The organism is uncultured Eudoraea sp., assembly GCF_947258925.1.
GTDB lineage: Bacteria > Bacteroidota > Bacteroidia > Flavobacteriales > Flavobacteriaceae > Eudoraea.
On sequence record NZ_CAMYKG010000006.1, the window covers coordinates 1 to 13,028 of the forward strand.

Here is a 13,028-nt window from a genome sequence, read left to right on the forward strand (position 1 = left end):
GTAGTTTTAGAACCGGCCCCACTAACTATTTGTGGCAAATTAAATTCAACCAGGTACTGAAGGCTGTGTTCATGTCCTGAAACAAAGATTATTTTATCATTGTCCTGAGAGAGGGTAATGATCCGATCCCTGAACTCATCATATCTTTTACTTTGTATATCTGCAGGAGAGACACCTCCGGCACGTCGCAGGACATTTTTTAAAGTCCCTAAAATTGGGATTGGTGTCATATGTTGTCCTACTGAAAACTGTCCGCCATGCGGGCCATTCGTAAACATTGGGTGATGCAAAGCCACAACCGTAGTTTTACCCCGGGCCTTCTTTATAAGACTTTCATATTCAAGAAAAAAACGATTACGGCTTCGAATTTCGCAATTGTCATTTAATGTTGGAAACTTATCCCATTTGGTAAGGTACCATTCCGTATCCACGATAATTAACTCTACCTCATCATTAATTTCAACCTTGCGTATGGGGCAACCATCCTCAGGAAGGAATGTATTCTTCCCCAGTTTGTCCTCAATATACTCCTCCTGCCTTTCTAAACCCCTTGGTCCTCCGTTATACCAATCGTGATTTCCGGGTATAAAAATTGCTCTGCCGGCGAAATCTTTTACAACATCGGTTTGAACATCCAGCTGATGTTCTGCAAATTCCCTTCCTTTAGCTCCTTTTTCAGGCAAGCCTTTTGGATAAATATTGTCTCCCAAAAATAATGCGGTACTGTTACTTGAAGCATCCTTTAGTGCTTCTTCAAAAGACTTAAGTGCTTCAGATTTGGATCCTAAAGGTGAATTCCCTGCATCCCCTATTAAATAGAATGAGTGCTGTATTTCACTTTCAGATTGCCGCGGCATCATGGCTCCTTCCTCGTATTGAGGTTTATAGGTAGCACAGGAGTACAATACTAGAAAGCTAACTATAGTAGCAAACGATTTATAGAATCGATTCATTTTTATGAGATGATGAAATTAACCAGTTTTATATATAGTACGAGGAACTATTCGCGAAAATACAGACGTAAAGTATATTAATACCTTACTCTATGTCATTATAAATCCACCTTGAAACTACCGGCAGGATCAAAGATAAAGATATGCAATCTATTAGAATAGTCTTTCCATATCCAAAGTCATATTATAATGAGGGGATAGGAAACTCAATTATGGATTGCCTTATTTATTGACTTTGAACAATATCTATACCCCTGGTATATCCATATATCTTTAACAGAAACCACAGAATTTGTAAATTATGTTTTATAAATTTGGGGGATGTCTGAAATTCTAATTAAAACCGAAGCTTTTGTAGTTGATTTGTTATCGACAGAATTAGATCCGAAATACCTTTATCACAATCTGAAACATACCCAAAGGGTAGTAAAGAGCACTAAAGAATTAATAGAGGCCAATTCATTAGATGATAGTGACCAGGAGGTCTTGTTATTGGCAGCTTGGCTGCACGATACCGGATATACTTTAGGCCACGAGCAGCACGAGCGAAATAGTTGCAAAATAGCTAAGGAATTTTTGGAGAAGGAAGGTTATGACGCAGAAGGCGTCAAGCAGGTTCAGGCATGTATCATGGCAACTCAAATGGTCTATGAACCGCAAAACCTGAGCGAACAGATAATCCGGGATGCGGACGCCTCCCATTTTGCACAAAAAAGCTATTTGGAAACCTGTGAACTGCTCCGGGAAGAACTTTCCCTTTTGGGCATCGCTGATTATTCGGTTAAACAATGGATGGAAGAGAATATTAAAATGTTCCGGACACGCCATCAATATTATACCGACTATGCAAAGGCGAATTGGCAGGACAAAAAGGACAAAAATCTCCTGAATCTTTTAAAGGAACTGAAGAAAGAAAAAAAAATTACGAAAAAAGAACAGTTAAAAGCAAAATTAAAAAGTGATAGCCCGGATAGAGGTATACAAACCCTATTCAGGGTAACTTTAAAAAACCACATTACGCTTAGTGATATCGCCGATACGAAAGCCAATATCCTGTTATCTGTAAATGCAATTATAATTTCAGTCGTACTTTCTAATCTAATACCTAAACTAGACAATCCTTCCAATACCTATCTTATATACCCTACCGTGGTTTTTTTATTCTTCACCGTTACTTCAATGGTAATGGCAGTTATCGCAACACGTCCTAATGTAGGTAGTGGCAAATTTAGTATGGCCGATGTAGCCAATAAGAAGGTGAACCTTTTATTCTTTGGAAATTTTCATAAAATGAAATTGGAAGAATACGAGTCGGCCCTGCAAGAGTTGGTAAAGGATAAAGATTATATATATTCTTCGCTCACCAAAGACCTTTATTTTCTTGGGTTAGTGCTCCACAGAAAGTATAAGATCTTACGTTGGACCTATACCATCTTTATGGTAGGAATTATAGTTTCAGTTATCGCTTTTGCACTGGCTTTTAAATATGCAGGTAGCAGTAAGCTTGGTGAACCGTTTGCTTTACTAAGCATTTAATTCATTCATCAAATCTTCATAGGTAAATGTCTTTTCGTCCTGGGTGTTTTTGCTGTAGAGAATCTCTGCCCTAATTGCTTTGAGCCCTGACACTCCCTGAAGGCCTTCCAATTCTACTATTTCGATATTATTGGTGAAATAACCCTTAGCTTTCAGGAAAGAGATATATCTAAGGTACTCCAGTTCATCTTTTTTCTGAGAATATACTATAGACAGCTTACCTTTTTGGGTTAGTCTCTCATTAGTTCCTTTGACAAAGGACTTGTCAATTCGTTTTTTAATTATTTCGTAACGGGCATTATAGGTCCCATCCACGTCAAATCGTTTTTCATCCATTCTGAAACGAATAGACAAGGATGTGCTGTATACCAGAATAAGGGAAGCCACATCAAGCTGCACATCCAATTGTGGTTTGAGGTTGTAATGCTTGTTCTCCATTTCACACATCACTTGCAGCTGCCACAATCGAAGGTTCTTTAAATACAAAGGATCAAATTCCCTGTCTTCAGCAATTGAACTCCCGATATACATATTGTGTTCTATGCCATCTGTCTTATAGCGCTCGTAAAAGTGGGGAAACATCTCTTGTGCCGCTTCCTGATTATTATCAATTAATGTGGCCAACTTTTTATTAATACGCATCACACTATCGTCATATTGTTTCCTATGGTCGTAATAAGAATGTGTTTCCTCATTAATGGTTTTTTCATAGGCTTCAACCATTTTGGCCAACTCATTATCTTGCTTTTTCAGATGGTTAAATATTGGTATTATGTCCGTATGTACAAAGTCAAAAATAGTCTGTTCACTATTAGAAAATAAGGTTTCCTTTATCTCTTCAATAAAATTGTTAATTCTGTATATCAATTCCTCGTAGACCGGTAAATTTTCAATCTTCAATGCAGCTGTCAAAACTTCTTTGATATTTGATAACTGAATCATCAAATCTCTTTGGATAGCCGTATTCCTGGCATGGGAAGAATCCTTAATATCTATCTGACCGTATAGGGGATATACATCTTTAAAAACTATTTCTTTAAACGAAGGCTGTTTACCATCCAGCCCGTCAATAATAAACTGTTTGGCTTCCTCTTCAAACCTCCAGTGGACGGACTTATGTACCGAAGTACATTCATTTTGTATGATGGCATCTATTAAATTTTCTTCTTCAATTTTAGAACGGACAACTGCAGCTACAATGTAGGGCATTACATCATCAAGCTTCGTTGCATTAACGCCGTTTAACAGGTTTTTTTTTGTTGAAACCAATTCCAAAACCCCTAAAAGTTCATCTTCATTTACAATAGGAGCGAAAATGGCACTTTTAATTCCCTGTTCATACAATCCTTTGTATGGTTGAGATTCTTTTGATAATTTGTAATACTTATCAATGTCAGGTAGGGCAAAATAGCCTTTCTGATTTACTAATTTATCATAAGAACTAATACATAGGAGGTTGTTACAAGCTGCACTATTTTTTTCTTTTAGAAGAAAACTCTCTATACCATTCCCATACACCCGTTCTAATTGATCATCTTTTGAGTTATATGTGACGAAACCTAATTTTAAATCTTTAATCTTAAAAAAGGATCTGAAGGTCTCCTGAAGATCTGACATAAAAGTCTCACTACCTCTTTTATCACTGGCAATGAGATTTGTTTTGATTTCTGATATGGTATGTTCTGCAGTTACGTCAAACATATTAGAAATAACAAAACCTTTAGAGATAAAACTATTCGGGGGGATCATTTCCTTCCACAGTTCAAGATCTTCCGGATTTTCTAAAAGTTTATCAACATCTTCCTGGGTTAATTCCTTGGACAAATCTGTCGGTAAGAGATCCATAAAATCGGCATTATACAAAATGCGATAATGACGCATTACCCCATTTGCATCGGGTATGTCATAGAAGTAAGGCCTGCTAAAATCAAGATTATAGCCATAATACCATTTAAGGATTACTGTACAGCCCATAACATAGTCTATCCCTTCATCCTGATTTCTAATAAAAGGTTTGAAATCCTTACCGGCATTTTCTAAAATCTTTTGAAACCTTTTCGATTTATTAAATACTACATCAAAATAAGGCAAGGAGGCAGCCTTAATTTCATTTTCGCTTAATACCTCGGCAAAAGAATCCTGCAGAATTATCCTTATTACATCTTTATGCTTTTCAAGAAGGTCCAAATCTTCGAAACCTTCACGCAATTCAGGATATGGTGCCTGGGCATCAAGCACTGTTTTGGCCCTGGATACCAATAGCGGATCATCACTTTCAAGCATTTTATCATACTGCTGTAATAGCTTATCAAAGCTAACTAACATTTGCAGTGGCATGTCTTTACTTATAGATTCCATAGTGATATATATGTCTCCATTATTGCTGTAAAATTACAAAACTATTCTAATTCTTTTTGTTAAGAGAATATTTACCTTGTTACGTCCTTTTTTTGGATATTTATATAAATTTCCCGTATGTCTTCAAATAACAGACTTAATAATGCTTATAACAGGGCCAAAATCATAAGATTTGATGACACCTCAAAGTTTATACTTTTTAGTGATTGTCATAGGGGAGACAACAGTTTTGCAGATGAGTTTGCCAATAACAGAAATATCTACTACCACGCTTTAAAGCATTATTTTAACAACGGGTTTCAATACTGTGAGCTTGGAGATGGCGATGAGCTTTGGGAGAATCTGACATTTGAACCCATTTTTGAAGCCCATAAGAATATTTATTTGCTGATGAAACGTTTTCATGATGAAAACAGATTGCATATGATTTATGGCAACCACGATATGGTGTACCGGAAGCAGGAATATGTAAAGAAAAATCTTTATACCTTCTTTGAGCCTAAAGATGAAAAGGAAGCTGCTTTACTGGACCAATTAAAATATCATGAAGCCATAATTTTAAAGCATCGTGAGAACGGCCAGGAACTATTTTTAACGCACGGACACCAGGCAGATTTTATGAATTATCACGGATGGCGGTTTAACCGGTTTTTGGTTCGCATTCTATGGAAACCCTTACAGGTTTGGGGGATAGCAGATCCTACAAGTCCGGCTAAAAATCATCGTGAATTAATACGATTGGAAAAAAGAGTCAAGAATTGGATACTTCGGAATAAAATGAAAATAACGGTAATTGGTCATACCCACAGACCAAGATTCCCTGAGCCCGGTGATATCCCTCTTTTTAATGATGGAAGCTGTGTGCACCCCAGGAGTATTACGGGGATTGAAATAGTAAAAGGGACGATTTCACTTATAAAATGGCAAATTGCTACAAAGGAAGATGGTACGCTACAAATTGTCAGAATATTACTGGAAGGACCTCAGAAATTAGTGGATTATAAACAAAATGAGGATTGATCCTTCTGAATACTCACGTATTAGTCGAATCAATCCTCGGGAAATAGTCATGTGCTCTATTTCTATTGTATCATGAAGTTGATAGGTATACTATAAGGTACTTTAACAGATTTTCCACGCTGCATCCCCGGAGTCATATTTGGGAGTGAAGCAATAATACGATGCGCTTCTTTCTCTAATAGTTTGTCCGGACCTCGTGTGCGTATACCTTCCACTACTCCTTTTGAATTAATCATAAATTGCACAAATACTTTTCCTTTAATTCCCAGTTCCAATGCGCTCTCTGGATAGGTAAATTCTTTAACGATATGGGCTTGAATCATTTTTTGAAAACAAGCCTTTCGTTCATCATTACTTTGAGCACTCTCACATCCCGGAAATATTGGAACATTTTCAATAACCGCAAAGGGAACAACAATATCTTCTTCTTCTTCGGCAGCTTCCACGTCACCAACGTCCATTACCTCATCAATTACAGATTCCTGACTAGTCTCTGTACTCTCGATAATAGTTTCTTCTATTTCCTCGGTATCTTCAACTACTTCAATTACTTCAGGAGCTGCAGGAGGAGGAGGTGGTGGTGTAGTTTTGATCATTTCAGTTACAGGAACATCTTCCTTAAGGTCATCTACTGCCTCTGCGATATCGAGAACAGCAGTATCTTTAGGATACGATTTGTATTCTAAAGCGCGCCACGTTAAAAATAACACGACTGTAAGTCCTACTACAAAATACAGTCCGCTATTTCTGTTTAAATCTACTTTTGGGTTTTTTTTGACTTGCATGACTATTTGTATTATGATATACTCAAAAATACGTCATGTAAAATGCAGATTATATGATATTTATCAGTTTTAAATCATTATATCATAAGATTCTGTTTTTAATGGATAACGGGTGAAAAAAAGAATCAGGACTATTTTTATGTCCTGATTACTCTAAATCTGATGTATCAGATTCATATTGATGAATGGCTATTTCCCTCTTTGCACTTTACATACCAGATAAAAGTACTTCATCAAAATCAATCCCTTCAATAGGTACAATGCGCTGTTCAGTCCTATCCCATTCTATTCGTCTTCCAAGTTTAACCGAAAGGCCTGCCATATGTGCTGATATTGCCTCATCAAATCCCTCATTTATACCACAACTAACTTCACCTCCGTTGCGGGAGCAACTGAGCCATTCCCTTAAATGAAGAAATGTAGAATCAACCCTAGCTCCATTAATATAAGTCCACATAAGACCCTTATCCGCAAAATATTGTGAGGTCGCTGAGGAAACCGCATCAGGCACACTGGCCCCGGGATTGTACTGATAAACCGGTACTGACGGTTTCATTTTTCCGGATTCTATCTGATCTGCATATTTTGTAGATCTACTGTCTGGCCAAATTGTAAGTCGGTTCCCTAATTCCATAGTGCCGTCATGACCCATAAGAACAGTAGGTCTGCTGAAATTATTACCAAGAGTTGCACTGTAAACAAAGGTCATTCCCTTTTCCTTGCCTTTTTTCTGGCTACTCCCTGTACTGAAATTGGGAAACTCCATATTTACCTGGAGCACATCAGGAACATTTCGCCCGTCATTATGCGTATAAATACCACCGGAAGCCATTACCGATGCAGGGATACCCATTTGAAGGACACAATTTAGACGGTCATAGTCATGCGTTAATAAATCTCCGGAAAGACCTGAACCGTATGCCCACCATTTTCTCCATCTAAAAAAGTGATTTTTATTAAAAGGTACTTTTGGGGCCGATCCTAAAAAAAGATCCCAGTCTATTGTTTGCGGCGTTGCTTCATCCTCTATGTGATAATTCCAGGCACCATTATCATCATTCCTGTTTGTATTTGTCTGAACCAGTGAAACATGACCAAGAACTCCTTTGGAGACGATATCCTGTGCCGTTTGAAAACTCAGGGTTTGCCTGTGTTGATGTCCAACCATAAGAACCGCCTTTGACTTCTGGGCTGCTTCTTTAAGCCTGTAGGTTTCTTCTACGGTATGGGTCATGGGTTTTTCAAGATATGCGTGGATTCCGTTTTCGAGTGCATCTATGGCCATTGGCGCATGCCAGTGGTCCGGAGTGGCAATAATTACAGCATCAACTTTACCACTACGTATCATTTCCTGATACGTCTTAAACCTTTGTATCTTAGTTTCTTCGGTAGAAAAGGAATCTATTACCTTTTTCGCCCTAACATCATATACGTCACAAACTGCTGTAAGTTTAACATTAAGCTTATCCTGATTCATAAAGTCCTTTAAACGGGAGTGGTTTGGATCTTCCTCCGCGGCCAATCTCATTTCCTCCAGCCATTCTTTAGTTGCAAATCCTAAAGCCCTGCACAATTGCTCACCACGTATTCCAAAACCAATAATCCCAACACGTACGGGATCTCCGCTAATCTCCTTAACAGCTGAGGGTAAAGAAGGTTGAATATTTAGTTGTTCAAGGATTGCAGCACGCTCCCTGTTTTTAGAAACAGCACTAGCAGCCCCTGCCCACCAAACGGCACCAAGTATTGGAATTCCACCTAGTCCTTTAAGCACATCTCTTCTTGTCCATTTCATAAGGTTTCAGTTTTAGTTTGTTCTTTGTTTTTATTAAATAGATAGGGTAGACCAAAGTATTGTCCTGTAGGAAATTGATAAATTACCATACAAGCCGCCAGTTCTATTAAATTCTTGTTTACGAACCAGTAACTTCCTTCAACGTTTACCTGCATTAACCAGGGGAAAGGTGGGTGTGCCAAATAATACAAAGCAAGCAGGAAGATGGCTGCCAAAGCACCTTTTTTCTCAAATATCCCTAACAAAAAAGTAATCCCTACAAACATAAGTGCCATCCAGTTAAGGGTGTCTGCCCAGCCAATCATTGGTTCCTGGGCAATTGCAAGGAATATAGGTTTTAATGGTCCCTGCGCGGTTGCCAGATAGCCAAATGAAGTCCAGTCAGGATTGTAAAGCTTAATTACACCCTCGTACAGAAAGTGCCAGCCTATAAGTACACGCAATAGTACTATACTGTGCTTTAATTGCCATTTTCCTTTAGTTTCAGTCATATTTTTCAGTTAAAGTTGTTAATTATATGTTTCTGTTACCAGAATTTCGCGATTCCCAGGATATCGGAGATCTATTTCAGTCTATGATATAATGGGTTAAAATACCTTTATTGAGTCTTGGGCAAAATGGAATAAAACAGATCAAAAGTAAATTCACAATCACGAATTTTCTATGACAATTATCAGGTTTAGTCCCTACCGGAAGTCTCTCAATATTATATTGATGTAAACTATGCCAAAAGGCAGTAAAAGGTATTAAAAGTTATTGAAATGTTAAAAATTAGCAGCCATTATCCTGCTCCAATGTAGTTTCCATATCAGTTTTTGATAAAATTGATTATCTTGAGAGAAACAATTAACTAACCAAAAACTAAAAAATGAAAAAATTACTTGCAGAATTTGTCGGCACCCTATGGTTGGTGTTGGGAGGTTGCGGAAGTGCTGTACTTGCAGCAGGGTATCCGGAACTTGGAATTGGGTTCTTAGGGGTCTCCCTGGCCTTTGGATTAACAGTATTGACTATGGTATATGCCATTGGCCACATTTCAGGTTGTCACCTTAATCCGGCAGTTTCTATTGGCCTATGGATTGGCGGACGATTTGAGAGCAGAGAATTGGTTCCATATATTATTGCACAAGTTCTGGGAGGTATTGCCGGAGCAGGGATTTTATACCTCATTGCCACGGGAAAACCGGGATTCGAGCTTGGTGGCTTCGCCAGCAATGGCTATGGGGAACATTCCCCTGGTGGTTATAGTATGTTAGCAGCCCTGATTACAGAAGTAGTTATGACTTTTATGTTCCTGATCATCATTCTTGGAGCAACACATTCCAAAGCCCCTAAAGGAATGGCTGGTATAGCAATAGGGCTTGGGCTTACCCTTATACACCTTATAAGTATCCCGGTCACAAATACTTCGGTAAATCCTGCAAGAAGTACCAGTCAGGCATTATTTGCGGGCGGCTGGGCATTAGATCAATTATGGCTTTTTTGGGTAGGACCCATACTTGGTGCCTTATTGGCCGGTCTTGTTTACAAATACATTTCGCCGGAAAGCAAGGATTAGAAATTCTGGTGCTATTACAGCCCCTTTATTTTAGTTTGAATTACGCTCCATTTAGCTTTTTGAAATAGTATATTTAACGATTCAATTAGATAACCCGCCGTCAATATGCCATTGCTTATAGTAAGTCTGGGGATCATTATTCTCTTTATCCTAATAGCCAGATTCAAACTTAATCCATTTATAACGTTCATAATTGTATCGATTTTTGTAGGTATAGCGGAGGGAATGCCATTGGATAGCCTGGTAGATTCTATACAGAATGGAATTGGCAATACGCTTGGTTTTCTATTGATGATATTGGGTTTTGGAGCTATGCTGGGAAAATTAGTAGCCGATAGTGGCGCGGCACAGCGTATTACTACTAAACTGGTAAGTAAATTCGGTATAAAAAATATTCAGTGGGCTCTTGTACTTACCGGATTCATAGTAGGTATTCCAATGTTTTATTCTGTTGGGTTTGTTATTTTAATTCCACTCGTCTTTACTGTGGCCGCATCTACTGGTCTTCCTTTAATTTATGTGGGTTTACCGATGTTGGCCTCACTATCTGTAACACATGGATTTCTTCCTCCGCATCCTGCTCCTACCGCTATAGCTGTTATGTTTGATGCAGATTTAGGTAAAACCCTTCTTTATGGAATTATAATTGCAATACCTGCAATAATTGTTGCAGGCCCTTTGTTTTCGAGGACGATTAAAAACATAAAAGCAACTCCTTTAAAAGAATTTGTAAATCCCAGAATACTGGAAGACCATGAAATGCCAGGACTGGGAATTAGTATCTTTACTGCATTATTGCCTATACTCCTTATTGCGATTGCTACCCTGGCCGATCTATTTTTGCCTGAAAATTATTATCTTAAACCCATTATAGATTTTCTTGGAAATCCGGTAATAGCGATGCTAATTGCGGTTCTTGTTGCTATCTACACCCTTGGACTTGCCCGTGGCAAAAAAATGCCCGAAGTCATGGACTCTGTAAGCAGCTCAATTTCCGGAATTACCATGGTCCTTTTAATCATAGCTGGTGCCGGGGCATTAAAGCAGGTCTTAATTGACAGTGGTGTAAGTGATTATATTGCCAACTTGCTGAAAGGATCCACAATTTCTCCTTTATTATTAGCGTGGTTCATAGCCACAATAATTCGGGTTTGTGTTGGATCTGCCACCGTGGCGGGATTAACCGCTGCGGGAATAGTATTACCAATGGCTACCAGCCCTGGTGTTAATGCAGAATTAATGGTGCTGGCAATTGGATCGGGAAGCTTAATGTTATCCCATGTCAATGATGGGGGGTTCTGGCTGTTTAAAGAATATTTTAATTTGTCTGTTAAAGATACCCTTAGAACCTGGACAGTCATGGAAACCACCGTTGGAGTTATGGGACTTATCGGCGTATTACTCTTAAACACATTTATTTAAAACAAGGATATGAACAAATTACCATCACAAAGAATAGCTACTTTAGGGCTGAAACTCCCCCCGGCTCCTCCACCGGCCGGGCTATATAAGCCCATCCTCGTGGTTGACAACTTTCTTTATGTTTCAGGACAGGGACCAATGAAGTCAGATGGAGAATACATCACCGGCAGGGTTGGCGAAGATCTTAACCTGGGACAGGGCAAACTTGCTGCAGAACAGGTTGGTTTAACTATGTTGTCTACAATACAAACTCATTTTGGAGATATAGACAGGATTCTTCAGGTGGTTAAGGTATTGGGAATGGTCAATTCTACACCCGATTTTGGACAGCACCCACTGGTCATCAATGGTTTTAGTGAGTTAATGGCTGATGTTTTTGGAACAGACAATGGAGTGGGTGTCCGAAGTGCTGTGGGTATGATGCTCCCTGGAAATATTCCCGTGGAAATTGAAGCCATGTTTCAACTAAAATAAGGATTTTTAAGAATGCAGAATAAAAATTGGTACGAAATTGACCATCCTGAAGACGTTGTCTCACCATCACTTTTGGTTTTTCCTGAACGAATAGAAAAAAATATTGAATTAATGATCTCCATGATCGGTGATCCGGGCAGATTGCGCCCGCATATCAAAACTCATAAAACCGCTGAGATTATTAAAATGCAAATGGAACATGGTATCACCAAATTTAAATGTGCGACTATTGCTGAAGCAGAACTTCTGGGAAAATGCGGGGCTGCTGATATTCTATTGGCTTACCAACCTGTTGGAGCTAATTTAAACCGTTTTTTTAAACTTATAATTAAATATCCTAATTCATTGTTTTCTACTATTGTGGACAATACAACTACCACAGCACTCATTTCTGAAATGGCCGCTAGTAAGGAAGTTAGTATCCCATTATTTGTAGACCTTAACACAGGAATGAACAGAACCGGCATAGAACCAGATATGGGTGCTGTTGCATTATTTAAACAAATAGCAGATGACCCAAATTTAATTGCTCGTGGATTGCATGCCTATGACGGCCATATCAGAGATACTGATCCTTTATTACGCAAACAGGCATGTGATTCCGCTTTTGAATTAGTCATAAATCTGAAAAATACTATTGAAGCTTTGGATATTGAAGTAAAGACAATCGTCATAGGGGGGTCTCCTTCATTCCCAATACACGCTAAAAGAAATGATGTTGAGGCAAGTCCCGGCACCACATTACTTTGGGATGAACGCTATGGAACTTCTTTTAGGGATATGCCATTTTTACATGCTGCGGTTTTATTCACCAGGATTATTAGTAAACCCAAAAAAGGTGTGATCTGTTTAGATTTGGGACATAAAGCCATCGCTCCCGAAATGGATTTTCCCAGGGTAAAAATCTTTGGACTGGAAGATGCCGAGCAAATAGGGCAAAGTGAGGAGCATCTGGTGCTGAAATATGACAAAAGTGAAACCGTAAAAATTGGTGACTTTTTTTATGCAATTCCAATGCATATTTGCCCTACCGTGGCCAAATACTCCAAAATCCTAACTATTGAAAACAGACAAGTCAACGGGGCATGGAAGATTGCAGCAAGAGATTATCAATTGGAAATATAAAA

General features: G+C 38.6%; 11 protein-coding genes. 6 read left to right on the forward strand and 5 right to left on the reverse strand.

The genetic code is table 11. The features are described from left to right. Positions 1–953, reverse strand: a 953-nt coding sequence (locus tag Q0X77_RS03185) for a metallophosphoesterase (RefSeq protein ID WP_297792901.1), incomplete at its 3' end; no start/stop codon positions are given. A 321-nt stretch (positions 954–1,274) separates the two neighbouring features. Between Q0X77_RS03185 and Q0X77_RS03190 the strand changes: the two genes are divergently transcribed. Further along, positions 1,275–2,489 carry a Pycsar system effector family protein gene (locus Q0X77_RS03190; protein WP_297792903.1) on the forward strand — a complete coding sequence of 405 codons (1,215 nt, stop codon included), beginning with the start codon at positions 1,275–1,277 and terminating at the stop codon, positions 2,487–2,489. On the opposite strand, the gene Q0X77_RS03195 is transcribed toward Q0X77_RS03190, so the two are convergent. Then, complete coding sequence (locus tag Q0X77_RS03195; protein ID WP_297792906.1) at positions 2,478–4,847, reverse strand: GAF domain-containing protein; 2,370 nt, start codon at positions 4,845–4,847, stop codon at positions 2,478–2,480. The two genes, Q0X77_RS03190 and Q0X77_RS03195, sit on opposite strands and share 12 nt — an antisense overlap. 117 nt (positions 4,848–4,964) lie before the next feature. Between Q0X77_RS03195 and Q0X77_RS03200 the strand changes: the two genes are divergently transcribed. Further along, positions 4,965–5,867, forward strand: coding sequence for a metallophosphoesterase (locus tag Q0X77_RS03200; RefSeq protein ID WP_297792909.1), 903 nt, complete (start codon positions 4,965–4,967; stop codon positions 5,865–5,867). A gap of 62 nt (positions 5,868–5,929) precedes the next feature. Here the strand turns inward: Q0X77_RS03200 and Q0X77_RS03205 are convergent, their stop codons facing one another. From Q0X77_RS03205 to Q0X77_RS03215, 3 genes are all read right to left on the reverse strand, one after another. Then, positions 5,930–6,652, reverse strand: a complete 723-nt coding sequence (locus tag Q0X77_RS03205) for an energy transducer TonB (RefSeq protein WP_297792910.1) — start codon at positions 6,650–6,652, stop codon at positions 5,930–5,932. Positions 6,653–6,860: 208 nt separating this feature from the next. Beyond that, positions 6,861–8,447, reverse strand: coding sequence for a Gfo/Idh/MocA family oxidoreductase (locus Q0X77_RS03210; RefSeq protein WP_297792913.1), 1,587 nt, complete (start codon positions 8,445–8,447; stop codon positions 6,861–6,863). Further along, on the reverse strand, positions 8,444–8,938 hold the full coding sequence (locus tag Q0X77_RS03215; protein ID WP_297792916.1) for a DoxX subfamily: 495 nt from the start codon (positions 8,936–8,938) through the stop codon (positions 8,444–8,446). The genes Q0X77_RS03210 and Q0X77_RS03215 overlap by 4 nt, the downstream gene beginning before the upstream one ends. Positions 8,939–9,315: 377 nt before the next feature. Here Q0X77_RS03215 and aqpZ point away from each other — a divergent pair, with 377 nt between their 5' ends. The 4 genes from aqpZ to Q0X77_RS03235 all read left to right on the forward strand — a co-directional run bounded on the left by aqpZ (position 9,316) and on the right by Q0X77_RS03235 (position 13,026). Further along, positions 9,316–10,005: an aquaporin Z gene (gene aqpZ / locus Q0X77_RS03220; RefSeq protein ID WP_297792918.1), complete on the forward strand. Its 690-nt coding sequence runs from the start codon at positions 9,316–9,318 to the stop codon at positions 10,003–10,005. A gap of 105 nt (positions 10,006–10,110) precedes the next feature. Next, positions 10,111–11,427 carry a gluconate:H+ symporter gene (locus Q0X77_RS03225; protein ID WP_297792921.1) on the forward strand — a complete coding sequence of 439 codons (1,317 nt, stop codon included), beginning with the start codon at positions 10,111–10,113 and terminating at the stop codon, positions 11,425–11,427. Positions 11,428–11,436: 9 nt separating this feature from the next. Next, a complete protein-coding gene (locus tag Q0X77_RS03230; RefSeq protein WP_297792923.1) occupies positions 11,437–11,901 on the forward strand; it encodes a RidA family protein in 465 nt (154 codons plus the stop codon). 12 nt (positions 11,902–11,913) lie between these two features. Then, positions 11,914–13,026, forward strand: coding sequence for a D-TA family PLP-dependent enzyme (locus Q0X77_RS03235; RefSeq protein WP_297792925.1), 1,113 nt, complete (start codon positions 11,914–11,916; stop codon positions 13,024–13,026). Positions 13,027–13,028: the final 2 nt, after the last annotated feature.